Origin of the sequence: Blautia sp. AM29-29, assembly GCF_003480555.1 — a bacterium.
GTDB lineage: Bacteria > Bacillota > Clostridia > Lachnospirales > Lachnospiraceae > Fusicatenibacter > Fusicatenibacter saccharivorans.
In genome coordinates, this window is record NZ_QUJD01000003.1 from 129,547 (window position 1) to 154,174 (window position 24,628).

23 protein-coding genes are annotated in these 24,628 nt (G+C 47.2%); 2 read left to right on the forward strand and 21 right to left on the reverse strand.

From position 1 onward, the window contains the following. Positions 1–10: 10 nt before the first annotated feature. The 8 genes from DW769_RS03330 to rfbC are packed head-to-tail and all read right to left on the reverse strand — an operon-like array spanning position 11 to position 8,710. Positions 11–1,444 (reverse strand): ArnT family glycosyltransferase, encoded by a 1,434-nt coding sequence (locus DW769_RS03330; protein WP_117509230.1) that lies wholly within the window; start codon positions 1,442–1,444, stop codon positions 11–13. After that, positions 1,425–2,666, reverse strand: coding sequence for a rhamnosyltransferase WsaF family glycosyltransferase (locus tag DW769_RS03335; RefSeq protein WP_227093573.1), 1,242 nt, complete (start codon positions 2,664–2,666; stop codon positions 1,425–1,427). Before DW769_RS03335 ends, DW769_RS03330 begins: the two co-directional genes overlap by 20 nt. 18 nt (positions 2,667–2,684) lie before the next feature. Then, positions 2,685–3,656, reverse strand: coding sequence for a glycosyltransferase family 2 protein (locus tag DW769_RS03340; RefSeq protein ID WP_022462975.1), 972 nt, complete (start codon positions 3,654–3,656; stop codon positions 2,685–2,687). 2 nt (positions 3,657–3,658) lie between these two features. Then, positions 3,659–5,035 carry a hypothetical protein gene (locus tag DW769_RS03345; RefSeq protein WP_117804383.1) on the reverse strand — a complete coding sequence of 459 codons (1,377 nt, stop codon included), beginning with the start codon at positions 5,033–5,035 and terminating at the stop codon, positions 3,659–3,661. A 4-nt stretch (positions 5,036–5,039) separates the two neighbouring features. Beyond that, the gene (locus tag DW769_RS03350; protein WP_055227563.1) at positions 5,040–5,963 is read right to left on the reverse strand and encodes a class I SAM-dependent methyltransferase; all 924 of its coding nucleotides are present in this window, start codon (positions 5,961–5,963) and stop codon (positions 5,040–5,042) included. 28 nt (positions 5,964–5,991) lie between these two features. After that, positions 5,992–7,323, reverse strand: a complete 1,332-nt coding sequence (locus DW769_RS03355; protein ID WP_117801715.1) for an ABC transporter ATP-binding protein — start codon at positions 7,321–7,323, stop codon at positions 5,992–5,994. A gap of 9 nt (positions 7,324–7,332) precedes the next feature. After that, the gene (locus DW769_RS03360; protein ID WP_117801716.1) at positions 7,333–8,133 is read right to left on the reverse strand and encodes an ABC transporter permease; all 801 of its coding nucleotides are present in this window, start codon (positions 8,131–8,133) and stop codon (positions 7,333–7,335) included. Positions 8,134–8,149: 16 nt separating this feature from the next. Next, a complete protein-coding gene (gene rfbC / locus DW769_RS03365; RefSeq protein ID WP_022462980.1) occupies positions 8,150–8,710 on the reverse strand; it encodes a dTDP-4-dehydrorhamnose 3,5-epimerase in 561 nt (186 codons plus the stop codon). A gap of 305 nt (positions 8,711–9,015) precedes the next feature. On the opposite strand from rfbC, the gene DW769_RS03370 reads away from it, so the two are divergent. Continuing rightward, complete coding sequence (locus DW769_RS03370) at positions 9,016–10,965, forward strand: sulfatase-like hydrolase/transferase (RefSeq protein WP_243001857.1); 1,950 nt, start codon at positions 9,016–9,018, stop codon at positions 10,963–10,965. A 117-nt stretch (positions 10,966–11,082) separates the two neighbouring features. Here DW769_RS03370 and DW769_RS03375 read toward each other — a convergent pair whose 3' ends face one another. The 5 genes from DW769_RS03375 to DW769_RS03395 form a co-directional block, all read right to left on the reverse strand. Next, entirely contained in the window at positions 11,083–12,213 is a 1,131-nt protein-coding gene (locus DW769_RS03375; protein ID WP_055227568.1) for an acyltransferase family protein, read from the reverse strand. A gap of 95 nt (positions 12,214–12,308) precedes the next feature. Further along, the gene (locus DW769_RS03380; RefSeq protein ID WP_022462983.1) at positions 12,309–12,647 is read right to left on the reverse strand and encodes an EamA family transporter; all 339 of its coding nucleotides are present in this window, start codon (positions 12,645–12,647) and stop codon (positions 12,309–12,311) included. After that, positions 12,640–12,990: an EamA family transporter gene (locus DW769_RS03385; RefSeq protein ID WP_055265337.1), complete on the reverse strand. Its 351-nt coding sequence runs from the start codon at positions 12,988–12,990 to the stop codon at positions 12,640–12,642. Before DW769_RS03385 ends, DW769_RS03380 begins: the two co-directional genes overlap by 8 nt. Before the next feature lie 16 nt (positions 12,991–13,006). Beyond that, positions 13,007–13,843 (reverse strand): hypothetical protein, encoded by an 837-nt coding sequence (locus tag DW769_RS03390; protein ID WP_118595176.1) that lies wholly within the window; start codon positions 13,841–13,843, stop codon positions 13,007–13,009. A 12-nt stretch (positions 13,844–13,855) separates the two neighbouring features. After that, positions 13,856–14,923: a DUF6077 domain-containing protein gene (locus DW769_RS03395; RefSeq protein WP_118595175.1), complete on the reverse strand. Its 1,068-nt coding sequence runs from the start codon at positions 14,921–14,923 to the stop codon at positions 13,856–13,858. Positions 14,924–15,122: 199 nt separating this feature from the next. On the opposite strand from DW769_RS03395, the gene DW769_RS03400 reads away from it, so the two are divergent. Continuing rightward, positions 15,123–17,369 (forward strand): hypothetical protein, encoded by a 2,247-nt coding sequence (locus DW769_RS03400; RefSeq protein WP_158578799.1) that lies wholly within the window; start codon positions 15,123–15,125, stop codon positions 17,367–17,369. A 58-nt stretch (positions 17,370–17,427) separates the two neighbouring features. Here the strand turns inward: DW769_RS03400 and DW769_RS03405 are convergent, their stop codons facing one another. From DW769_RS03405 to DW769_RS03440, 8 genes are all read right to left on the reverse strand, one after another. Further along, positions 17,428–18,408, reverse strand: a complete 981-nt coding sequence (locus DW769_RS03405) for a glycosyltransferase family 2 protein (RefSeq protein ID WP_055219419.1) — start codon at positions 18,406–18,408, stop codon at positions 17,428–17,430. A gap of 17 nt (positions 18,409–18,425) precedes the next feature. Continuing rightward, positions 18,426–19,301, reverse strand: coding sequence for a LicD family protein (locus DW769_RS03410; RefSeq protein ID WP_118741696.1), 876 nt, complete (start codon positions 19,299–19,301; stop codon positions 18,426–18,428). Then, positions 19,294–20,691 (reverse strand): sugar transferase, encoded by a 1,398-nt coding sequence (locus tag DW769_RS03415; RefSeq protein ID WP_118595172.1) that lies wholly within the window; start codon positions 20,689–20,691, stop codon positions 19,294–19,296. The genes DW769_RS03410 and DW769_RS03415 overlap by 8 nt, the downstream gene beginning before the upstream one ends. Next, complete coding sequence (locus DW769_RS03420) at positions 20,691–21,455, reverse strand: glycosyltransferase family 2 protein (protein ID WP_117804423.1); 765 nt, start codon at positions 21,453–21,455, stop codon at positions 20,691–20,693. The genes DW769_RS03415 and DW769_RS03420 overlap by 1 nt, the downstream gene beginning before the upstream one ends. 139 nt (positions 21,456–21,594) lie before the next feature. Then, positions 21,595–22,155 carry a manganese efflux pump gene (locus DW769_RS03425; protein ID WP_055219426.1) on the reverse strand — a complete coding sequence of 187 codons (561 nt, stop codon included), beginning with the start codon at positions 22,153–22,155 and terminating at the stop codon, positions 21,595–21,597. Positions 22,156–22,235: 80 nt separating this feature from the next. Further along, positions 22,236–22,907, reverse strand: coding sequence for a ribulose-phosphate 3-epimerase (locus DW769_RS03430; RefSeq protein WP_118595171.1), 672 nt, complete (start codon positions 22,905–22,907; stop codon positions 22,236–22,238). Between the two features lie 6 nt (positions 22,908–22,913). Then, positions 22,914–23,927 carry a galactitol-1-phosphate 5-dehydrogenase gene (locus DW769_RS03435; protein WP_118595170.1) on the reverse strand — a complete coding sequence of 338 codons (1,014 nt, stop codon included), beginning with the start codon at positions 23,925–23,927 and terminating at the stop codon, positions 22,914–22,916. Further along, positions 23,924–24,628, reverse strand: a complete 705-nt coding sequence (locus DW769_RS03440) for an IspD/TarI family cytidylyltransferase (RefSeq protein WP_055219430.1) — start codon at positions 24,626–24,628, stop codon at positions 23,924–23,926. The genes DW769_RS03435 and DW769_RS03440 overlap by 4 nt, the downstream gene beginning before the upstream one ends.

The window sequence follows — 24,628 nt, forward strand, 5'->3', positions numbered from 1 at the left end:
TCTGTTCCGCTTACCGCAATCCGTAGTAGTTCTGCAAGTACATCGGATAGATGATTCTCGCCCAAGTAAATGCCGCTAATGCCGCTGCCGCCACACAGACCAGAATACAGAACAATTTTTCATACTTCTGTAGTTTTTTCTCCCGTTTCAGGAACGCCTGCACACCCTTCGTCACGAAATACATCAGCGGAATCAGCATCGGCATGCTGTATCGTCCCTGCGGCTGAAAATCAGAACTGTAGGAGTAATACGCATTCAGATAATTCGGGATCAGCAAGGCAAACACATTAGCCCAGGTAAACCATCCCAGTTTACTCCATTTTCTCTTCGTTTTTCCGGTAAGAGCCGTCTGCGTGCCGTCTGCATTCCAGAAGAAAAAGTCTCTCTGGCAACAGTTCCGCATCAGAATGAGACCGACAAGAAGACAGCAGAGGTACGGAACAATAATCATCGTGGAAAGATAAATCTTATTGTAGCCAAACGCGCCGACAAAGCTGTACAGCACTGTTACCAGCCAGTCATGTTCCAGAAAACTCGGCTTATAGAAGATCATATGCAACATGGAGCCTCCTTTTTTCTGGAAGGTCTTGCTGTGCGACGGCTTGTACTGGTATCTTGCATACAGTTCCGCGCTTGCGCTCGATGCCTGGCGTCCCAGAAAATCTCCTCCATAGAGAATAGCATTTCGAATAAACCACCACAGAGCAATGACACAGACGATCACCAAAATAAAAAGACCTTTTTGGATCATTTCTTTCCATCGTTCTTTGACCGGTTTCGACTGGTCCGTCAGCATCGTTCCCACAAAGTAGAAAAACGTCATCAGAATAAATCCATACGCATTGTAATACGACAAGAAACAGATTCCCATTCCAACGGCCGATACCGCACACGTGGTCCAGCTCCATCCCTCTTTGTACGCCTTTACCCAGGAATAAAAGATAATGGCCGTCGAACACATTGCAAGCGCGTCGCAGTTGACATAGGAATATAAAATCACATTGCCCGGCAGGAAAACCACCAGAGTCGTAAACATCCATGCGTAGCGTCTTGGAAACAACAGCTTTGCCGTCTTTAAGACCACCCAGGCAGTAAGCGCTCCCAGCAGAACATTTACAAAACGGGCGGAAATGAGCAGCATCCACTCATCCGTGGAAAACAGGCTCATCCCCTTCATCAAAACTGCAGATGCCATATAGGAGAGAATCGGATTGAATGCATAGGAAATCCCCCAATCCTCATTCCGAATCAGCGGTTCGTCACCCCGCGGAAGCTTCCCATATTCATAAATGAACTGTGGAATCTGATACCGCATTGATTCATCCGACGAGAAATTGTATCGCTGCGTACAGGACCACAAAAAGTAAAACAGGAATACGCCGAATACAAACAGAATCTCGATTCTGCGTTCTCTGCTCACATCCTTACTGCAGTTTTTTCTCATCTTCCTCAATTCCTTTTAGCATACTTGCGTAAACTTTTTCGGCTTCTTTGTACCAGGAGGTTCCCTTTACGAAATCCATTCCCTTTTTGCGGATTGTAGCCAGCTCATCCGGGTGGTTGAAGTAATATTCCATTCTATCTGCGATCTGGATCGGATCATAGTCAACCAGAATGGAGTTTTCCTCATTTACCATCCAACTGCTGTTTGCACCCTTGGAGCAGACAGCGACCGAGTTGCAGGCCATAACCTCGAACGGTACGAGGGAAAGGTTGGTATTCGAAATAACAAGGCACATATCACAGATCGCATAGGAATCTGCCAGCACCTGCGGTGTTACGATACCTAAATTTCTGTGTTTGAACGGAATCTCATAGCCGCTGACATCCCATCCCGCGAAAACAACCTCGATCTCCGGCATTCTGCGGCACAGCTCATTGAGTGCCAGCATACCGAGCTCAAAATCACGTCTCGGGGTAACCGGGCGGGCATAGAAGAAAACTCTCTTCTCGTTGTCCTGCTTTTCCTTCGGCTGATATACCTTGTCATCGTAGGAGAAATGGAAGCTGTCTGCCTGCATGCCGTATTCATTTCTCATGATATCCCGCAGCCAGTCTCCTGCTGTGATTCCTCGGAATCCCATCTTGTACGTGTTCTCTGCAAACTCATACTCCGAACCGTGTGCATAGAAATGCGGCTCGAAATCCTGTACGAAGTAAAACTTCGAAATCGTATTCTGGAATTTTCTTACGTAGTAAGCGGTGGTCCAGGAGGTTGCTACGGTTGCATGTGCAAATTTCATCTGGGATACATCGCAGTAAACTTCTACTTCCGGCACAAGAAGCGGGAAGTACTCTTTTAGGAATTTGCGGATGGACGCATTATCCTGAAAATTCGGGGACATGTAGAGATAAACTCTACTGTGGAAACCGAGGCGCTCCAGGTTGGAAATAAAACGGAAAATGGTGGTATGACCGCCGGAACCAGGTCCCATTTCCGGTACAACCCAATTCAGGATCTTTTTCTTGTCGTTTTTATGTTTCTCATACTCTTTTTGATTGAACGGGATCGGATCGTTGTCTACGACAAATCTGTAAAATCCGATGACGTTGTTCTTCGGCGGTACAGCCGGCTCATTGCCCTGTTTTGCGCGCTCAATCGTTTCTTTTAATCCATGATTCTTCAGATACCGTAACGCACGGTATGCTACATTTGGTTTTTTCACGTTTCTTTTTCCTTTCTTCTATGCATGTCTCTGATCGTACTGCTGCGAAATGTGACGATCCAGGAACTGTTGTTTCCGTTTGGAATACAGATGGTATTTTCCGCCGAGATAGCCGCCCACAAAGCGGTCAAAATTGCGAAACAGGGAATAAAATGCCCAGTGGATTTTCTCTTTTTTACTGAGCGGCTGCTGACGGATATACACGCAGTCCCCTCTCACCTGACGGTACAGCATGCCCGGAAGCTGCGTCCATTTCTGTGCAATCATATACTGATGAACTTCATATAATCCCTTCTGCTCATCATAATACCGTTTGAAATACGTTCTGAGTTTGAAATTGTGGGAATGATATACCGGTGCATACGGGCAGTATACTTTTTTGAATCCGAGTTCAATCATCTTTCTCGCCCAGATCTGATCCTCGGCAAAGTTGACATCCTCATACGGATATTTTTCAAAAATATCTCTTCGGATACAGGAGTTATTGTCGGAGAAAAACGCCAGATAATGGCGGTATCCCTCTTCTCTTTCGTAGCGTTCCGGATCATCAAGGTGGAAAATCGTATTAGTTTCTCCAAATCCTTTAAAATGGCCGTCCAGATCACGCTTGTCAAGCAGATTGCAGTCCGGATACGGATAATGAATCCCGAATCCTCCCACGATTTCCGGGTCCATCTTCATGGCATCAATGAAATTCTGCAGCCAGGTATCGGTCGCCGGAAGCGCATCCTGCGTAATAAAGATGATATACGTTCCATTTCCTTTGGAAGCACCATAGTTTCTCGTTTTTCCATGTCCAAATTCGGACGGCTCAATCTGAAACAAACGGCATGGATATTTGCGGATCACATCGAGCGTTCCGTCCTTTGACCCGGAATCCACACAAATTACTTCATATTCATACTCTGTCTTCTGTTTGAAAACGGCATCCAGCACTTTTTCAAACAGATGCCCACCATTTTTGGTAGGAATGACAATGGATACATCCATAGTTATTTACTCCTTTTTATCACATGCTGCACTTTATCTGCCATACGCACAACCTTACGCTGGCGCATCCGCTCCAGCTCTTCCTCCAGAAACTGCTTCTGTTTTCTCGTTTCCTGGAGTTCTTCTTCCCTGTGTGCAAGTGCCGCTTTTTCTGCTTCGATTTCTGCCTGCAGCTGGCCTTTCCGATAAATCTCCCCATTCAGTTCATCCCTCAGATCTTTATTCTGACGGATATATTGAATAAACTGGGACGTAACGCCATCGCCTTTGTAGTAAATCCGGTAATCAATCCGGATCTGTTCATAACCGGCATTCCGGAATTTCAGAACCGGCGTTCCAAGGAAATAATAGTCGTCGATAATCTCAAGCTCGGCGTTGTGCGAAAAAGCGATACGTTCCGTCTTTCCATCGCTGCATACGCCCGCGAGAGAACGGATTTTAATGACAGCCCCCTCTTGCATCAGCTGAAGGGAAAGCTCTCCGTCCGCGTCTGCCTTTTCAAGCATCATCACCTTCTGCTCATCCAAGCCGAAGCAGTCCTCATAATAGAGTTCTCTCTCCTCCGGTGCTGTTTCGGTGAGCACAACCGGGTACATCATTTTTTCTTTTTCCCAGATAGAAAGCGGATAATTGTGCCGGTGCAGTTTTCCATAGAACGTGGCGAGCGCATTTGGCTCACCCTTTCCGGCCGCGAATTCCTGGAAGCACTCTTCCATATGGTAGTATACCGGAATCTCTTCCATGGAAATACCGCCAATGGCGTACAGTTCTTCCTGCTCTTCCTTCGTCAGTGCACTCGCCGCCTCCTGTAAAAAGACGCTCCGCGCATAGATAAATGCAATCGGTACGGCAAACGGGAATACCCACTCGTAGTCTGCCACCCAGACCTTTTCTCCATCCAGAAGAAGGTTGCCCGGAATCATGTCAATATTGGAAATCTCCGCTGCGGCAAGTCCTTCTTTCAATGCCGGATGGCCGAACACCTCACAGAACGCATCGGTTTCCACAAAGGATTTCTGCCCTTTTGCCGATGCAATGATCTGATACAGCAGTTCATAATCCTTTTTCAGCGATGCAAAATCTTTTTCTTTTCCATGACGGGAAATGCGCGTTTCCAAACTTTCCCCTTCTACAAAAGGAAATGCAAGCGCGCATTTTTCTTCATCCAGTTCGCATGGGCAGATCTGTACGCCCGCATAGGTGTACAGATGCTCCAGCTTTCTATAGTTTTCATACATATGCCGGATGTGGAGTTCTCCCTCTTTCTGCAGCGGAAGCTTCCACACACGCCGGATCCCATCCTCTTCTGTAATCCGGGTCATAATCTGAAATTCGTTCCGACGTTCTCTCGAAAATTTCGTATACAGAACTTTCCTCATACGTTTACTCCTTTTTCTCCACTTCAATCAGAAAGGAATTGGAAAAAACCGGAAACAGACCGGACTTCAGGATTCCGTCAAATGCTTTGCCTTCGTCAAAAAGTGTGATCCTGTCAGCATCAAAATTCCGCTGATTTTTTCTCAATTCACCCGGCTTCGGCAGATATTCATCCGAATAAATGACCGCCGGAAATTTGTAATCCGGATAGGGATAATAAAACTTAAACTTCGAAAAACCGTTTTCCTGCAGCATCTGCTCCAGCTCCGGTTTGCTGAATGTCTCGACAAAATCAATCCCCGGATATCCTTCAATTCCGACAAATTCCCGGCCCACATGGTCTTCCCTGCAGCCGGCAAAATACTTCAGTCCCAGACGGTTCTCAATCGCAATCAGGATTTTTCCGCCCGGTTTTAAGAGACGATTGATCTTTTCCAGATATTCCGGATACGGATTATCCTTTCCAATATAGCTTTTTGCATACTCCAGAACACCGATCAGTGTCACGTAATCGAAGCGTTCTTCCATTTTTTCTGCAACAACATTAAAGTTTCCAACCATAATCTCCAGGTTGGACGCATCCTGATTTTTGTAGGCATTGATCGTACTGCGCCGCTTCGACAGATCGTTTGCCACTACCCGCTTTGCATTTCTGCAGAGCACGCCGGAAATGGCTCCGCAGCCGGCTCCGACTTCAAATACGGAAGCATCGTCTTTCCACTCATACCAGTCCAGAATATTTTCCCGTTCTGGAGAAAGGTGATAAAAAATCGGCCAGCTTTTTTCTGTGAGGATTACCTTCTGGTAATCCTCTTTCGGTGTCGTCTTGACGATCTCCAGCAGCCGGTCCTCAATGCTGCCGTCGCTGTAAGCATCTTCGCCGTCATAATAATCCAGGTTCAAAAGAACATTTCCTATTGTTTCTTTCATATAACCCCCGTCGTTTATCCTCCGCATCCTACTCGTAGGTCACGGTAGAGTTCATATCAAAAAATCCTACGGTGTCTTTCATGGAGAAGACTTCCAGGAAGCAAGCATCGTACAGTCTGTGGTGGATCACCAGCTCTTCCAGATGGTAGCTGGTACATCCAAACGACATCAGATACTGTCCGCTCTGCAGCGGCATGATCTGGTCAAAGCATACCGTGACGGTCTTTCCTGCTTCCACCACATCTTTTGTGTAATCCTCCAGCGCCGTATTCGTTCCGGTAATCTCCGTTCCCTTCCGGTCTTTGATCGAAAAGGCAAAAATCGGATGCTCCATCGTTTCATGGAACTTGATTTTCATCTTGATGCGGAATCTCTGGTTTTTATCCACAGAAGATGTAATCATACCTTTGTGGTCGATAATCGCAAAGTCCACGATCTCCGCAGCCTTGTCTCCATACTCTACCAGCTGCGCATTCGCAATCAGGCGTTCTCTCCAGAGGCCTTTTTTCGGCTTTTCTGCCGATACGGCACCGGATGCATCTGCTTCGGTTCTCTCTTCGGTCTGTTCTGCACTCTCTTCGGTCTCTTCCTCTTCTTTTGTCTCGTCATCGTACTGGTTGGCAAGAATCTTCTTGTAGACATCGACTGCCTCCGACGATTTTCCAACCATCACCTGTTTTCCTTTGTTAATCAGAAGACATCTCTCACAGTACTTGATGACGCTGCCCATATCGTGGGAAACGAAAAGGATCGTTTTTCCTGCTTCTTTCAGATCGTTAAATTTCCGGTAACACTTGGACTGGAAGAAAATGTCTCCGACGCTTAAGGCCTCATCGACAATCAGAATATCCGGATCCACATTGATCGCAACCGCGAAGGCAAGGCGGGCAAACATACCGCTGGAATACGTCTTAACCGGCTGATTGATAAAGTCACCGATCTCTGCAAACGCAATGATATCGTCGAGCTTTGCCTTCATCTCCTCCTCGGTATAGCCAAGCATCGTTCCGTTCAGGAAAATGTTCTCAATACCGGTATACTCCATGTTAAAGCCTGCACCCAGTTCCAGAATGGCACTGACTCTTCCCTTTAACTCCACGTTTCCGCTCGTCGGGTTTAAGACACCTGTGACGATTTTCAGCAGTGTGGATTTTCCGGAACCGTTCGTTCCAATGATACCGACACACTCGCCTTTGTGCACCTCGAGCGAGATATCCTCCAGCGCAAAATGATCGGTGTGATAGTTTTTATGTGTCAGTGAAAGCGATTCTTTCAGACGGTCCATCGGCTTTTCAAACAGCTTGTAGACCTTGCTGACATGGTTAATTGAAATTACTGTTTCTGTATTTTCTGTGCTCATTCCATCCTCCTATAATACATCTGAGAAATGAACCCGGAGGCGCTTGAACACTTTGGAACTGATTAGTCCTGCCATAAGCACAAAAGCCCAGAAGTAAAGGGTGTGCCATGGATGCTCGAAGAACCAGAGTCCATTCATAAAGCTGTCACGATATCCCTGGACAATATAGTACAGAGGATTCAGCTTCAGAAGGCTGTTCAGCCAGTTCGGAATATTCGGAATTGTTGTGGTATCCCACAAAATCGGGGTTGCCCACATGCCGACATTCAGAATTACATTGATAATCTGGCCGAAATCGCGGAAAAACGGTGTGATGGAACAGGTCAGATAGGAAAGTACAACGACGAGACTGATCACCGCAAAGGTATAGTACCCGATCTGGATAATCTGAACCGGCGGAAGTTTTCCCATCAGTGCAAAAATCAAAATAGCAAACACAATAAAGAACAGATGTACAAACAGGGAAGAAATCACCTTCACAATTGGAAGCACACTGATCTTAAACACAACCTTCTTTACCAGGTAACTGTATTCCAGCAGACAATTTGACGCACTTGGCAGTGCATCAGAAAAGAAGAACCACGGAATAATACCGGAAACCAGCCAGCAGATATACGGATATCCAGTGGCAGCTGGCTGTACACGCAGTCCGAGCTGAAACACGACAAAATAAACAGCAACCGTCACCATCGGCTGAATGAATGCCCATACGATGCCAAAATACGCTCCGGCAAATTTGTTGCGGAAATCATTTTTCGACAGTTTCCAGATCAGTTTCCGGTTCTGATAAAGTTCTTTGAATACGTTCATAAATGTTTTTTACTCCTTATTTCTTTAAATCCTTAATTCCGCCCCATTTATGATCTTTTTCCGAAATAATCAGATCTTCTTTTGTCATTCCTTCCGGCATCGGCCACTCCACGCCGATCTCCGGATCGTCAAAATACAGACCGCCTTCATCGTTTGGATGATAGAAATCCGTACATTTATAAGCAAATTCTGCGTAGTCAGAGAGTACGATAAATCCGTGTGCAAAATTCTTCGGAATAAAGAACTGTTTCTTGTTTTCTGCTGAAAGCAGCACGCCGAACCATTTTCCGTAGGTTTTGGATCCCTCGCGAAGGTCAACTGCAACATCGAATACTTCACCGTTTACCACGCGTACCAGTTTGTCCTGCGGGTAATTGATCTGGAAGTGAAGTCCGCGCAGGACACCTTTTTTGGATGCAGACTGGTTATCCTGTACGAACTGGACATCAATGCCGGCTTCTTTAAAATCATTGTAATTGTATGTCTCCATAAAATATCCGCGCTCATCGCCGAATACGGTTGGGGTAATTACTTTTAATCCTTCAATTTCACAAGATTCTACTTTAATTTTTCCCATTTTTCTTTCCTTTCTCTTCTCCACAAAAATGTGAACAGATCTTTTTTTGACCTCTTTTGTGTCTACAATCTTTGCTATTATACCATTCTTTTCTGAGAAACTCAAGAACCCATTTTCACGCCCGCCCCGCCGCTTTTTATGTAAATTCCCGGATTTTCATTTTCCACTCGTATTTTTTAAGAAAATACTATTTTTTTCGTAAAGTTTCTGTTATAATATCGTAAGTTCCCAGTTATATTTTATACCTAACGCTACCTGTTTGTTACCTATTATAAAACACTAAAGAAAACTGGAGGTTATTTACTGTGTCTCGCAAAAAAGTACAGCATGTTGGAAAGATACTTTTTTCCATTCTTTCCGTTCTGTTAGGATTCCTTGGGATCCTTCTTTTTACGTCTTCCCGCTGGATGCTCGCGACCTGGGCGCATCTTGATATGGAAGAACTTGTTTATCACTTAAAGGCACCCCTTGAGGGTACCAGCAAGGATGTGCTCTGGAGTTACGTCTGGTCCTGCGGCATGATCTCTTTTGCCGTTCTTGCTATTCTGATCGCGCTTTTTATTATCCTGCGCCATCGGAAGAAAGTGGAAATCATTCTCGGTTGCATCTGCATTGCCCTGGGAATCGCTCTTTCTTCCTATTCTCTTTATAATGTCTGGACGACGCTGGATATCGATACTTACCTGCACATTCAGAACAGCTACAGCACTTTGATCGAAGATAATTACGTCAATCCGTCCCAGACAACGATTACATTCCCGGAAAAGAAACGGAATCTGATCTATATTTATCTGGAATCAATGGAAAGCACCTATTCTGATAAAAAAGACGGCGGTGCTTACGACCACAATTTTATTCCCGCCCTGACTAATCTTGCCCTGGACAATATCAATTTTTCCAACTCCGACAAGCTGGGCGGCGCTTATCCGACAACCGGAACCACCTGGACCATGGGCGGTCTCTTTGCACAGACTTCCGGTCTTCCGCTGAAGCTTTCGATTCAAGGCAATGAGATGGCTTATCAGGACAGCTTTTTTCCGCAGCTTTCAACACTTGGCGACGTTCTCAATGAAGCCGGCTACAAACAGTACTTTATGATGGGTTCCGATGCCGCATTCGGCGGACGGAAGAATTACTTCACTTCGCACGGTGATTATGAAATTGACGATTACTACTGGGCGATCAGCGAGGGACTGATCCCGGAAGGCTACTACCAGTGGTGGGGCTATGAAGATGCCAAACTGTTTGAGTATGCAAAAGATAAACTGACGGAGATTTCCAAGAATGACGAACCGTTCAACTTCAGTATGCTGACTGTTGCCACCCACTTCGAGGACGGCTACAAATGTGACGAGTGTGATGAAAAGCAGTACGGAGATGACCACTACGGTATGGTGATTGACTGCTCCAGTTCCCGTGTCAGTGAGTTTATAGACTGGATCAAGGAACAGCCTTTTTATGAAAACACGACTATAATTCTTTCCGGTGATCATCTGACCATGGACTCTGATTTTTGTGAAAACATCGATGAAGATTATCAACGTTCTACTTATAACGCTATTTTAAATTCACCCATTCTTCCGGTTCATGAAAAAAATCGGATTTTCACCACGATGGATATGTTCCCAACTACTCTCGCAAGCCTTGGAGCTGTCATTGACGGTGACCGTCTTGGACTTGGTACGAATCTTTTTTCAGACAAGCCTACACTTGCCGAAGAACTTGGCTTCGATGAACTGAATCGCCAGCTCTCTATGGGCTCCCGATTCTTCGATGAACTTGATGCTGATCTTACCCCCGTCTGGGTCGGCGATGGCGAATATCAGAAATTTTATATTAAGGAAGAAGATCGATTTGCCAATAACGAATGGGTAACTTACAATCCACATCAGCTCTGGGCTGACGGTAAGCAGTCTTATTTTATTGATAAGGACGGCCACGCGGTTTCCGGCTGGCAAAAGCTTGAGGATGGGAAATGGTATCATTTTTCCGAGTCGGATTACCATCTCATCGAGGGTCCTTGCGATACAAATCCTGAATTGGAAGAGGAAACACCCGACTCCACTTCGGTAAGTGACATTTCCTCCGCTTCTTCTTTTACAGAAAACGATTTGGATTCCACAGTCGAAAGTTCTTCTTCTGGAATAGATGAGGACGATTTCTCTGAAAATGAGGATAATTCCAAAACCATCAGACATCTAGGCTCTTCTGCGGAAGATGATCCTCACAACCTGTCTCCTATCGATTATCAATAAAAATTTGATAACGATTCAGATCTATGCAATATAAAATAAAATCCCGCAGAAAAAGTTTTCATTTCTTTTTCTGCGGGATTTTTATTTTGCAAAATATTTAAAGCAGTATACGCTTAACTATTGTCTTACGTACAAAAATATGTTTTTTCCCATTTTTTTCACCTGTGTAAGGATCCACTGGATCAGTAAGGCAACAAAAATCGCTGCTAATAAATACAGAATTTTTGTCTGTTCTACGTCCTTCGGCATATAATACCACCAAATATCACTTTTACATCTTGACCAGTCAAACTTCAAAAACAGCTTTGTGCCATTCGCAATTGTTCCGAAAGCAACTTTTACAAGTAAAAAACCCAAAAACTGATTTTCCATAATCGAAAATGTGTTGTCTGCAAGAAGATTAATCCACTTTTTTCTTCCAAATACTGGTTCCATTATCGTTGCAATCCGCATCCAAAGTGCAATTCCCAAAAAACCAATAATAATTGGCATGACCGGTCCTTGATTAAAGTCATTGCACCACGCTGGCGTATAAGCCAACCTAGTTTTATAATGAAGAAAAATCATAAGTTTTGCAGCAAACACAATCGCAAAATACACTACAGATGGAATCCTGTCCACATATTTCTCCAGTATCTTTTTATAAAAAATACCCATTGCATAAAACGGAGCAAAATACAGAATTCTGACCACTGTCAGCCACCAGCTGGTGCGATATTCCATAATCGCCAAAAAATTGCCACCCATTCCAATAAGTACTGCCCCTGCAAAAAATATCCATTCCGGTATCTGCCATCCTTTTCGCTTAAAAAATGCCCGAATCATACAATTTAATATTTCTACCATAAACAAGGGCACAATATACCAGCCGGCCATATTAAGGACAAACTGATGCCCATCGTTTAAAGGTGAAATCAGAATATTGTGCAAATTAAATTTTCCACCGATTTGAAAGCCCCACCGATGTAATAACCTGACAAGCAGCCCATACGCAATCGTATACCCATACATTGGAAGTATCAGGGTACGAAGCTTTTTACAGACATATCTCCCCGGTCGTTTCAGTGCTGCATCTTTAAAAAAATATCCTGAACAAAAAGTAAACAGCGCCAGATGGATTCCCTCATACGGAAACCATTGCGCAAAGTCCAAAGAAATTCCACCACCATCACAATGTCCCGCAACAACCATCAGAATCGCCACAGCATATAATATCTTAAAACGATAATCTATTTTTTTCTTATTCATAATCAAAAGCCGTTCGTTTGTTGTACGCAGACCCCCTATTTCAAAGGACAAGGACTGCTTAGCTGATATCGCTTTCTTTCCATCATCGGAACGTTTTACGGCAATGTATACACCAGTACTCCCAGGATAATAATCAGATTCCCAATCAGCTTTCCTTTTGATACCTTTTCTTTCAAAACGCCAAAGGAAAGCAGCAGGACAAAGACGTACGTAAAGGTATCCAACACCGGACCGTATTTCAAATCTACCTGTGTGTAGGCATACGTATTTAAAAGAAGTACACTGCCAAAAATCAGATACGCCACAATCACGCGCCAGTTCAGATACTCGCGAAGTGCAGATGCATGCTCCTCGTTGGCGCTTTGTTTCAGCAGAATCTGTGATACTGCTGAAAACATTGTACAGATCAGCATTAAAATCATATATTTATTCATATCGCTGCACCACCATAACTCCCACCAGCACAATCAGAAGGCCGATGATATTTTTTACCGTCAGATTTTCATGAAAAATGAGCACGGCCCAGATCTGGGACCAGATCAGATAGACGCTGCGGTTTGCATATGCGGTTGACAAAGAGAATTTTTTGATTACCTTCTGCCATGCAATAGCGTAAATGCCACAGTTTGCAACCATCAGAAATAAAAATACATATAATAGAGGATTTTTGATTCCTCCCCGGTTCAGCTGAACCGATGCTGCTTTCGAGAACACACTCGTCAGAGAAAACAGCAGGATATTCAGGTGCAGCTGAATATAATCTTTTGCCTTATTCAAAAACAAGTCCTCCTTCTTACTTTTCTTCCACGCGGAAAATGATATGCCCTTCTACTTCTCTTACCGGGATGCACCCCGCTGTTTCCACATAGGATACTGCCGCTGAACTGCTCGAAAGTACAATATACTCTGCATTCATTTCCCTAAGACTTCTGTAAAATTCTTTCTGATCCAGCGACAGATCCATCTGTGTGATAATCTGAAGGATCTTTGTTTCGTCTTCAATTTCCTGCTCGGTCAGTGCATCGGTTGATACCGTATTGGAGCCCTGATAGGTCAGAACCATATCGCGATCCAGAACCAGTTCAAACGAAGCATCATACTGCCGCACGATCAGGTTGAAATCCGGTTCAAAGACAACTCTTACGGTTCCCTCTCCCGCTTCTTCGTGCAGCACCGTACAGACGGCCAGAAGATCATCTGGCATCTTGTACTGGTTATCCGGTACCTTCGGCAGTCCGCCAGCCAGTACGGAATTTCCGCCAAAACAGATGACCGCTGCCAGCGCAGCCGCGGTCAGATACCGTCTCCAGCCTTTTTTCTGCCCGCCCACAACTTTCGTGCAGGCATATCCGATGGTCAGTACCATCGGCAGAATCCAGAAAAACCGGTAATAGACATTGACCATTCCAAGTTTTCCCAGGATATATTTCACCGCAAATGGATTGTATACCGTAAAGGCCAGAAAAACAGCGGTTGTTACGAACACATACCGCTCTTCCTTTTTTCCTTTTAAAGCGAGATACAGCACCGACAGCAGAAACAGCGTCAGTACGGTTGTGTTTCCTCCAAACGTCACAAAGACCTGTCTCACAAAATCGAGGCCGCTCTCATTCAGATTTATTCCGCCCACATTTTCTCCTTTCTACCGCACAACCGGAATCTGCAGGATACCGCGCACACCAAGGAGATAGACCCCAAGCACCAGCACACACGGCAGCACAGCAAGCAGATAGAGCCCGCTCTTTCCCCAGCGTTTTTTCCGCACAAGATTCGGCAGAATCACAGCACTCATGGCCACCGGTACGGTCATCATGGATGACATCGTAAGGTCAATCGCAGCGACGCCTGTCATGAAAAACAGCAGCCAGACTCTCTTTCCGTTTTTCTCCTGATACATGCGCAGGCCAAGATAAAACAGAAACGGGAGGATGATATTGCACAATACGGCCTTTCCCTCGTATCCCCTCGTCAGTAGGAACGACGCATTTGAAAAGATCGTATGAAAATTCAGATTCACAACACTAATAAAGCACAGGAGCACCCATACCATCTGTTTTTCTTTTAACAGCGCCTTTCCGATCTGTGCATAGACGAGATAACTTAAAACTACCGTCATCATACAGAGAATCACCTTCGTCACTACGAGCGGATGAAGGCCCGTTAAACGGCACAGTACTGCATTTGCTGCCGGATACATGCTGAACACATAACGGATGTTAAAAAAATCCAGTGCTTTTCCTGTATATGGGTCAAAGCTACTGATGGAATCTGTCGCAAGGTTCGTTGTCACACTTCCCACATAATACGCTGCATCCGCACTGCCGTTTTCCTGCAGTGCAGCAACAAAATACAGCTGGATTCCAATCAGCACCAGCATCACATAAAAAGCCGCCGTCTTTCCTCTCCAGAAACCGCCGCTTCTTTTTCCCCACTCTCTCCACATTCCCAGATGAAGACAGATGGAAGCAATTACAAGGACAGCCACAACAGCAGCCCATACCCATGCGAGCAGATGCAGCTTTGCACCGAGCACCATCATCGGCACAGAAATCAGTTCAAATAAGAAGTAATATGCAATAAAGCCAAACAGCACAGTTTCACCCAGATGTCCGCTCTCATACCTGTTTTCTCTGATAAAAAAAGAACCCAGGCAGCAGAACACTGCGAGCATTCCCAGAAACAGTGCCGGCATTTTTAATAAGGTAATCATGTTTGGTTCCTTTCTTTTCCTTACATTCCCAATCCCACTCATTCTAACATGATGCCCTGTCTGCGTCAAGTAATCGAAATTCTAATAAACATTGACTTTTCCCTGAAATTTTGTATAATTGTGATGTTGAGCGCTTATTTTCCACCCGGCTGTTTTACTTTTTGTTTTAATGATATATGTTACGAAAGGAGCCATTGATATGCCTTTTTCCCGGCATACCCGCAGATCCATGTTTTCCATTGGCGCGGCATCCCTTGCCGCTGCTTTTCTTTTTCTCACCCCGGAAAACACACATGCGGCTGATACTACAGCAAAAATTCACATTCTGACACTCGACAGCGGCTCCAATGCCATCGTTCTGGAAAGTGTAGACGATAATGGCCAGAAAATTTTCGGCATGGTAGACTCCGGCGAGGACTGGGATTACCCTGACGGATCTGATCCGCGTTATCCGCTGCGCAGCGGCATCACAACGTCGACCGGCTACGACGATGAGGTACTCTCCTACCTGGACTCCCTCGGTGTCACCTCCGATAATCTGCAGTTTTATGTTGCAACACATCCGCACAGCGACCATATTGGAACCGGCGATACCATCGTGCGGCTGTATTCCCCCGACCGGGTTTATCTGCTCCCGTATGATGACAGTTATATCTATAATACTGCGCGTCTCTGGGACAATCTTTATGTCTACGACCAGCTTCTTACTGCTGTAGAAGAGACTGAAGGTGTGACCCTGATCCAGCATCTGAATCCCGGTGCCGCCTCCGCAGAAGAAGGATCTCCTGATTTTGCTTTTGGAAATTTCCAGATCCAGATTGTCAACTACGAGGAAGATTATCTCACAAGTCCAAAAGAGGACGCCAACCAGTTCTGTCTTGGTGTAATTGCCTCCGCAAACGACCACCGCGCTTTTCTGACGAGCGATATCGACGACGTCGAGGGCGATGCCAGCCGGATTGTTTCGAACTACGGGCTGTACAGCATTGATCTGATGACTTCCAATCATCACGGATATCCGAATGCTGTCGATGCAGACTATCTTGCTGCCGTCAACCCGGAATATTTTATCCAGACCGGTGACTTCCGTATTATGGATAACGATACCGTCGAGACCCTGACCTCTCTGGGGCTGCGCGTATTTTCCACGACAGAATATTCCGGCGATCTTCCGGCAGTCATTGCTGACTTTTCCGGTTCCGCGGTCACTTCCAACGTGGATGATACCTATGAAATTTACCGCGGCCGTTCTTCCAAGCTCGTTGCTTATCATGACGGCATCCCGTACAGCGGATTTTTCACCCGCGGCGGACAGAAATATTATGCAGACAGCAGCCATCTTCTCGTATGCTCCACTTCCTGGCGCGACACAGAAACGGGCATCGAATATACCTCCGATGAAAACGGCGTGATCACAAACGAACGCCACGTCATCGGCTGGATAAAACGGGATGGAAAATGGTATTACTACAACGATGATGAAACACCGTATACCGGCTGGCTCACCCTCGACCACAAAACGTATTACCTCGGCGCGGACGGCGTTATGGCAACAGGCTGGCTTCTGCTTGATGGAGATTACTATTATTTTTCCGGCAGCGGTGAGATGCAGACCGGATGGCAGTTTATCAGCAACAACTGGTACTATCTCGCCAAGGATACCGGTATTATGTATTCGTCCGGATGGCACGCTGATCCGGAGACCAAAACGATGTACTATTTTTACACATGGGGAGGTGCCGCACGCAATACGACACTTACCTTAAACGGTTACCGCGTCAAATTTCTTTCCTGGGGCGGTATTTCCGGCAGCACCTGGCTGTACCATGACGGTGCCTGGTATTATGTACAGAAATATTCCTGCGTAACCAATGGCTGGTATCAGATCGATGGCGCCTGGTATTTTATGAATGCGGACGGTTCCCTAAAGCAGAACGAAAGTTTCCTGTATGACAACAATCTCTACTTTGTAAATAAGAGCGGAAAAATGTATCAGAACCAGTGGCTGAAATGGGATGGAAACTATTATTATCTCAGAAGCTGGGGCGGTGCCGCACACGAAGGCTGGCTGCTGCTTCAGAATAAATACTATTATATTAATGAGGACTGTACACGGAAAACGGATGAAGCCTTTACGTATGATAACAATCTTTATTTTGTTGATGAAAACGGCGTCATGCCGGCAAACCAATGGGTGATCCGGGACGGTGTCTGGTACTTTACCTACAGCTGGGGCGGTGCGAGAAAATCGCAGTGGTTCTATTATAAAAACAACTGGTATTACTTCAACGATGATGCTTCCATGCAGACCGGCTGGGCAGAAATTGACGGAAAAACATATTATTTCCAGAGCTGGGGCGGATGCGTCACCGGGACGAAAAAAATTGACGGAACAACGTATGTGTTTGATAAAAACGGTGTTCTGCTTTCCGAAAAAGAAAGCTAGAAAAATCCATATAAAAATGCGGCAGAAACGAAAATCTCATTCGTTTCTGCCGCATTTTTTATAAATTTCTTTTCCGGAACAGTGCACGAACGCACTGCCGGTAAATTCCGGTTCCCAGAAACAGGGTCAGATAGGCGATTTTCCGCCCATTCGTGAAGTGATCGCCTTCCAGTACCAGAAGCGGATGCTTTTTAAGCTCTTTTGCCAGCCTCTTCGCAAGCGCCTTTTTCTCCGCGTCCATGGTTTCCAACAGCATCAGCTTGTCCAGCACGAAAAACCGCGCCCAGCAGCAGCGCACACCTGCTTCTTTTTTCAGCGCCGGGTGGCGTTCTTCCACGACATTCTGATTATGATCCCATACTTCCACCGAACCCAGATCTGACCAGCGAAAACCGCTTGTCGTGAGGCTTTCGCGCCGGTGCACATAATAGTATTTCTGTGCTGTGGAAAAGGCCACCTTCCGGCAGTGCTCCATTAACGGAACGATGACGTATGCATCCTCGGCGATTGTTTTCTCCGGATAGACAACGCCCTCGAAAATCTCTCTCCGATACAGCTTGCCCCACGGCATCACGCCGAACACGCGCGCCTTCATCACCTGGCGCAGTCCCTCCTCGCTGTCGGTCACAGATTCGATTCCCTCCTGTTTCAGATCCGGCACCGGCCTTCCTTCATAGAGATCGTATCCGCGGCAGATACTCATTTCGGCATCATATTTTTCCGCCAGACGATACAGTGTTTCCAGAAGATCCTCCGCTGCGAAATCGTCGCTGTCCACAAACGTGATATAACGCCCCTCTGCAAGCGCAACGCCCGCATTCCGCGCCGAACTGACGCCGCCGTTCTCTTTTTGGTGATAACGGATCCGCGCATCCTGTTCTGCGTATGTCCGGCAGATTTCACTGCTCTTGTCGGTGCTTCCATCATCTACAAGAAGCAGCTCCCAGTCCGTAAAAGACTGGGAGAGAATGGAATCCACACATTTTTTTAAAAATTTTTCTGCCTGATACACCGGGGTAATGATTGAAATTTCCGGCATTGTTTTATCCTCTTTCTTTATTTCTTACAGCAGTAGTGTATCCCCTTATACTGCTCATACGGATGATCGAGATCCAGAAACGCCGCATCGTGGTGCCCTTTCTGCTGTTCTTTCGGCGGCAGTTTCATATAATCGCCGAACGCCATGCGCAGATATGTGTCATATCCGACCGGAATCGGCAGGCGCTCATTCTCGAACGGAACCTCCATCGCCGATGCAAAAATCTTTTTCGGATATTTCCGGAGAATCGCCTGCGGTGCGCACATCTCGGTGATGCCGTCCACCCGTGGGCTGTCGATATCAAATTTTGTAATATAGTTCTCTGCCTGCTTCCAGATCCGGTACCGCATCTTCTGCGTCGGAGCCAGCGCCAGCAGAATCGTTCCCAGGTAATGCATAAACGCGCCGTGGCGTTCTTTGGTCGGAATAACCTGCGTGCAGAAGAGCTGGAAAATCTTTCCCTCGATCACCTGCCATTTCCGCGCAAGGTTTCCCGGTGCATAGCCCTCGATCGGGAGAATATCAAGCGCAACGCCGTGGCAGAGATCCATATCGACCTGCTCCTTTTTCACCTGCGTGGTGCGGCTGTCGCGGATGTTCGCAAACGTGTGCGCATTGCAGAAGCCCTCTTTCGGGTACTCGAGCTTGTAGATTTTACTCTCCTCCTGCGTATCCCAGATTTTCAGGAACTTCTCGTAATCTTTCCGCGGCATGAAAAAGTCGAGATCATCGTCCCACGGAATAAAGCCGCCGTGGCGGATTGCACCGATACAGCCGCCGCCGCAGAGATAACAGGTCAGATGATTTCTCTGGCACCAGTGGTAAAACATAACGGCCATTTCCAGATTTTTTTCCTGCAGCCGGCGCAGAATTTCGTCCTCGGTATTAAACATCTTTTTTCTCCTCTTCCTTCGCGTTCAGGCTGATCGTCTGTCCTTCCTCGAGCCCTTCTGTGCTCTCCTTTGTGAAGACAATCTTAAAGGTTGCAAGAATCAGCTTCAGATCCTCTAAAATCGAATAGCTCTCTATGTACATCAGATCCAGCTTCAACTTGTCGTATGCGGTCGTGTTGTACTTTCCGTAAATCTGGGCGTAGCCGGTAAGGCCTGCCTTTACTTTCAGACGGTAAGCAAACTCCGGAATCGATTCCTCATATTCCTTTGCAATCTCCGGCCGCTCCGGGCGCGGTCCGACGACGCTCATATCGCCCTTGAAAATGTTCAGAAGCTGCGGCAGCTCATCAATTCTCGTCGCGCGGATCACCTTTCCGACCGGCGTAATGCGGCTGTCGTTCTTCGTTGCCAGGCGGGCTACGCCGTCTTTTTCGGCATCCACGATCATGCTTCGGAATTTGTAGACATAGAATTTTTTTCCGCCGATCGTGAGACGTTTCTGTTTAAAGAACACTGGGCCATGGTCATACAGCTTGATGCAGAGCGCTGCGATCAGCATAATCGGCGACGTGATCACAAGAAGAATCGTCGATACGAGCAGATCCAGCAGGCGCTTGCAGAATCTCTGATCAAACGAAAGACCACTGTTTCGCGCGAGCAGAAGCGGTGTATCGAAAATATGGAGCGCTTCCGCTTTCCGTACCATAATATCCGACAGCTTCGGCGTCAGATAGACACGGATTTCTTTCGCATAGCAATATTTCAGCAGACGGTTGCGCAGCTCCGAATGAAGATCGCCCAGGATCACGCCCTCCTGACCGTATGCGTCAATCTGGCGGCAGAGCTCTTTCTCTCCCACTTCCACGCTCACCTTATGTGCTACAATATACTTGTCCGGCCGCTGGTTCATCTTCAGCTCCAGGCTTTCCATCGGGTATTCACCGTAAATCAGAAGCACCTCTCTTGGCGGAAAGAGACGCGCAAACGTCTTCTCAAAAAGCCAGGATACAATGCCTGCCAGCGCAAAGTCCACGAGTGTCATGCCGACCATCGGCAGAATGTACGGCAGGTGGCGCCACAGCAGGATAATCTGCAGATACATCAGCGCATTGGCACAGAATGCCGTCATCATCTGGGAATAGATGATGCTGCTTCCCTTCATGTAGCCGATCTTCATGCCGCCGTAAATGTACATGAAAACCAGAAGAAAAATGCCGTAGATCACGACGATAATCTGATTTCCCTTATCCCAGAACGGCTCCAGCCACAGGTGGCTCGCATAGTATCTGTCCCAGAACACAGAAAAAACAGCGCATTCCAGAAGCACAATCGCCGCGACCGCCAGGACACGCATCAGATGTTTGTACTGTTCCCTGTTTTTATAGTTCATCAATCTCTTCCTCTCTTTTTGCCCTTACCGTAATACTTCCGCACACCGTTTACGGCATAGCACGCAAAACAGTACAGGGAGCGGAACGTTCCCATTCCCAGCTCGCGGTAAACACGGTAAGTCATTCCTGCAGAATGCAGTTTATTCCCCGATTTTCCTGTGCTGGACAGCCGGTATTTCAGCAAAGGCTCATCCACACCGCAGGCTGTCCCGTATTTTTTCAGGATCCGCAGCCAGTCCAGATAATCCTCGTGGCACTCGTCCTTTTCCATCGGGAATTCCAGCAGAACGCTTCTTTTGGCCAGTACCGACGAGCAGCCGATCACGTTGCCGCGCAGTAGCATTTTGTAGGTGATCCGCTCCGGGACAGAAAAAATCTTCTGCTTTTCCGGTTCCTGATCGTAAATCAGCTCCCGACCCGTACAGCAGAGCACATCACCGGTCTTTGCAAGGGCTTTTTCCTGCTTTTCCAGTTTTTCGGGATCCCAGTAATCATCCGCGTCCAGAAAGGCAATGTAATCGCCCTTTGCGAGCTGTACACCGCGGTTTCTGGATGCGGATGCTCCTTTGTTTGTCTCATTCCGGATATACCGTACCCGGTCATTTTCTCCGTAACGCCCCATCTTTTCCATCGTATCGTCCGTGGAATGGTCGTCGATCACCAGGATTTCCAGCGGGGTTTTTGTTGTCTGGCAAAGGACTGAGTCGATTGCCTGAAACAGTGTTTCTGCACCGTTGTACGAAGGGATTACTACTGAAATCATGTATTTTCCTCTCTTACTTTGTCTGCTGCATCTGTTTTTTAAATTTTCCAGCAGCAAACCTCCTACTTTTATAGCATATCTGCACGGGCTTGTCAATTTTGCGCCGGGATCTGCTGGTTTTTCTTTCTTACATGTAATTCTATGTGAGCTTTAAAAACGCCAGTAAATAGAACAGAATTCCTCCGAACAGTGCTCCGTTTCCGCCGTTTTTCTGCCCCGTCTTTTTTCCGATGGCAGTTCCGGCATACATCGCCGCCATTCCGACCGCGAAGGAGGCAAAAAAGATCTGTCCTCCTGTCACCGGAAGATCCGCGGCAAAGACGCCGGAGACAATTCCATCCACCGACATCGAAACCGCCAGCAGGCCAAATTCCAGTGGGTGGAGCTGTTTTTCCAGATGTTCCAGTCTTGCTTCTGGTTTTCCCTGCTTTTTTCTTCTGCGTTTTCTCAGTTCTTCGAAAATTTTCAGCGTTCCCATAAGAAAAAAGCAGCCCGCACCCACTCTGGTTCCCCATTCCGGTCCTGCGGACTGCAGAAATCTTTTTCCAAACTGCGCGGAAGCAACCAGGGCAGCACTGCAAAACAGATTCAGCAGCGCCGTCATGCCGGGTGAAATTCTCGTATTGCTGCTTCCATATCCGATGCTTACTGCAAAGTTATCGGCTGAGAGCGCCGCAGCAAGCAGAAGCAATTCTACCATATGACACGCTCCGTCATTTCTCACTTTACAGTATTCGTCTGTTTTTCAAACCGTGCATCCCGGGAAGGCAGTTCTTTTTCTTATTCCACTGCTTTCCGGAATTCCCGGATTTTTTCTCCGAAGTGCGATACATTGGTGCAGAAAATGCTCGAAGTTCCCGCCACAAAAATGCTGGCTCCAAAGGAACGCAGCGTCGCGCCGTGCTCCTTCGTAATGTTTCCGTCCACTTCTAAAATGATGTCCTCCCGGTGCATCTCCTGCAGAAATTTCTGCAGCTTTTCCGCCTTGCGCAGCGTACTCGGCACAATTTTCTGTCCGGCAAAGCCCGGATTCACCATCAGAAGATTGACGCCGTCGATATAATCAAGCACTTCCTCGATCTGCCCGATCGGTGTCGCCGGGTTGATCGCGAGGAACCGCTTGCAGCCGTACGGCACGAGGTAATCGAGCGCGCGCTGCACCTGGAAAGTGCTCTCATAATGAATCGTCACGATGTCCTCTTTGTAAATGCCGATCCACGGCAGCTTGTACTCCGGGTCTTTAATCATCAGATGAAGATCGAGCGGAATACTCGTCAGTTCCCGCAGTCCGCGGATGTAGTCGACGCCAAGGCCGAAGTTCGGAACGAACTCGCCGTCCATCACATCAATATGGAGATATTCGACTTTTTCTTTTTCAAATACATCGATCGTCGCCTGCAGATCCACAAGGTTTGAGCACATCATGGATGCCGATATCTGACTTTTTCTCATATTTTTCTACTCCCATGAAACCATTACTTTGCAGTATGGCTCTTTATGATTTTTCATCAGTTCCAGTCCGTCCATCAGCTTTTCGGACGGGAAACAGTGCGTGATCAGCGCCTGTGCCGGGATTTTCTTCTTCGAAAGCGCATCGAGTGCCTCCGTCCAGTCGCAGGCTTCATCTTTTTCATAAGAAGAATTCCACGTTCCCATCAGGTTCAGCTGTTTGCGCAGGATGCGCCAGTACACGTTCTTTTCCATCGCAAGATCGCCCGATGGATTTCCCATCAGCACGATGCTTCCGCCCGGTCTTGCAAGAAGAACTGCACCGGAAACGGCCTGCGGCGTTCCGACCGCTTCTACTACAACATCCGCCTGAATCGCTTTACTCTCCTCTTCCGTCACATATGAGATGCCCGGGATCTGTTCTGCGATCGCACGTTTTGCTTCGCCCCGTCCAATCACAAAAACGGTTTCGGCGCCGAGCGCTTTCGCCCACGCTGCCGCTGCAAAACCGATCATGCCCGTTCCGATCACTGCTGCGGTATCGCCCGGCTTCACACCGCTTCGTTTCACCGCATGAAGCGCCACAGAGAGCGGCTCCAGCATTGCTGCCTCGCGGAAGCTGACGTTTTCCGGCAGCTCCATCAGGTTCCAGTCCGGCACGGCCACGTATTCCGCAAAGCCGCCGTCCCGGCGCGAGCCGAGGTAATCGTAGTGTTCGCACATCTCATATTTTTTCTGCCGGCACTGCGGGCAGGTGCGGCATGGGATCAGCGGGAAAATGCCGACCCGTTTTCCAACTCGCTCTTCCGGCACACCCTCGCCGTATGCGGCAACCACGCCTGAAAACTCGTGACCCGGAATCGTTGGAAAATGGTATGTTCCGTTTGTGAAAATCCGCGGAATATCGGAGCTGCAGATTCCTGATGCCTTTACCTGCACCAGAACCCAGCCGGATGGGATTTCCGGTTTTTCGATGTCTTCCCTTCTTAAATCATTGACTCCATGCAGCTCGTATGCTCTCATTTCGTTTCTCCTTCCACAATCGTACAGAAACGCTCCAGGTCGCTCCTTGTTGTAATCTTAAAGTTCCGCTCATCCCCTGGGATCATCGCCACATCCATTCCATGGCGGTAGGCAATTTCACTCGTTCCCCTTGTGAGGGACAGCTCCTCTTTCGATGCTTCCCGGTTGATCTTCGCGTACGGATGCAGCCGGAAGGCTTCCGGCGCCTGACCGGCAAACAGCGTGCTGCGCTCCAGCAGATGGTCAATTTTCGTTCCGTCGCTGCTCTGATAGATCGTGTCCTTCATCGGCAGCACCGGCATACAGCCCTCATGATCGGCAAGCGCCGCAAGGCAGTCGCCAATCAGCTGTTCGCTCACCAGAGGCCGCACGCCGTCGTGGATGATCACACCGTCGTTCTCCGATACGGAATCCTCCATGCAGACGGTAAGGCCATTATGAATGGATTCCTGCCGCGTATCCCCGGCATCCGCAAAGGCGAGAAATTTCGTAATCCCGTCTTCTTCCATCCATCCGCGGATCTTCTCTCTCCAGGCATCTGCCGCCACGATGACGATTTTCTCAACGGCACTGCTTTTCTGAAACTGCTCCAGCGTATACAGCAGAATCGGTTTCTTTTCCACTTCCAAATACTGCTTCGGAAAATCCCCCATCTGCATTCTCGTTCCGATTCCCCCCGATAATATGATTGCGTAATTCAT

Coding starts and splice junctions, on each gene's coding strand:
- DW769_RS03330 (WP_117509230.1), bottom strand. CDS start 1,444: ATGAGAAAAAACTGCAGTAAGGATGTGAGCAGAGAACGCAGAATCGAG.
- DW769_RS03340 (WP_022462975.1), bottom strand. CDS start 3,656: ATGGATGTATCCATTGTCATTCCTACCAAAAATGGTGGGCATCTGTTT.
- DW769_RS03345 (WP_117804383.1), bottom strand. CDS start 5,035: ATGAGGAAAGTTCTGTATACGAAATTTTCGAGAGAACGTCGGAACGAA.
- DW769_RS03350 (WP_055227563.1), bottom strand. CDS start 5,963: ATGAAAGAAACAATAGGAAATGTTCTTTTGAACCTGGATTATTATGAC.
- DW769_RS03355 (WP_117801715.1), bottom strand. CDS start 7,323: ATGAGCACAGAAAATACAGAAACAGTAATTTCAATTAACCATGTCAGC.
- DW769_RS03360 (WP_117801716.1), bottom strand. CDS start 8,133: ATGAACGTATTCAAAGAACTTTATCAGAACCGGAAACTGATCTGGAAA.
- rfbC (WP_022462980.1), bottom strand. CDS start 8,710: ATGGGAAAAATTAAAGTAGAATCTTGTGAAATTGAAGGATTAAAAGTA.
- DW769_RS03375 (WP_055227568.1), bottom strand. CDS start 12,213: ATGAATAAGAAAAAAATAGATTATCGTTTTAAGATATTATATGCTGTG.
- DW769_RS03380 (WP_022462983.1), bottom strand. CDS start 12,647: ATGAATAAATATATGATTTTAATGCTGATCTGTACAATGTTTTCAGCA.
- DW769_RS03395 (WP_118595175.1), bottom strand. CDS start 14,923: ATGATTACCTTATTAAAAATGCCGGCACTGTTTCTGGGAATGCTCGCA.
- DW769_RS03400 (WP_158578799.1), top strand. CDS start 15,123: ATGCCTTTTTCCCGGCATACCCGCAGATCCATGTTTTCCATTGGCGCG.
- DW769_RS03405 (WP_055219419.1), bottom strand. CDS start 18,408: ATGCCGGAAATTTCAATCATTACCCCGGTGTATCAGGCAGAAAAATTT.
- DW769_RS03410 (WP_118741696.1), bottom strand. CDS start 19,301: ATGTTTAATACCGAGGACGAAATTCTGCGCCGGCTGCAGGAAAAAAAT.
- DW769_RS03415 (WP_118595172.1), bottom strand. CDS start 20,691: ATGAACTATAAAAACAGGGAACAGTACAAACATCTGATGCGTGTCCTG.
- DW769_RS03420 (WP_117804423.1), bottom strand. CDS start 21,455: ATGATTTCAGTAGTAATCCCTTCGTACAACGGTGCAGAAACACTGTTT.
- DW769_RS03425 (WP_055219426.1), bottom strand. CDS start 22,155: ATGGTAGAATTGCTTCTGCTTGCTGCGGCGCTCTCAGCCGATAACTTT.
- DW769_RS03430 (WP_118595171.1), bottom strand. CDS start 22,907: ATGAGAAAAAGTCAGATATCGGCATCCATGATGTGCTCAAACCTTGTG.
- DW769_RS03435 (WP_118595170.1), bottom strand. CDS start 23,927: ATGAGAGCATACGAGCTGCATGGAGTCAATGATTTAAGAAGGGAAGAC.
- DW769_RS03440 (WP_055219430.1), bottom strand. CDS start 24,628: ATGAATTACGCAATCATATTATCGGGGGGAATCGGAACGAGAATGCAG.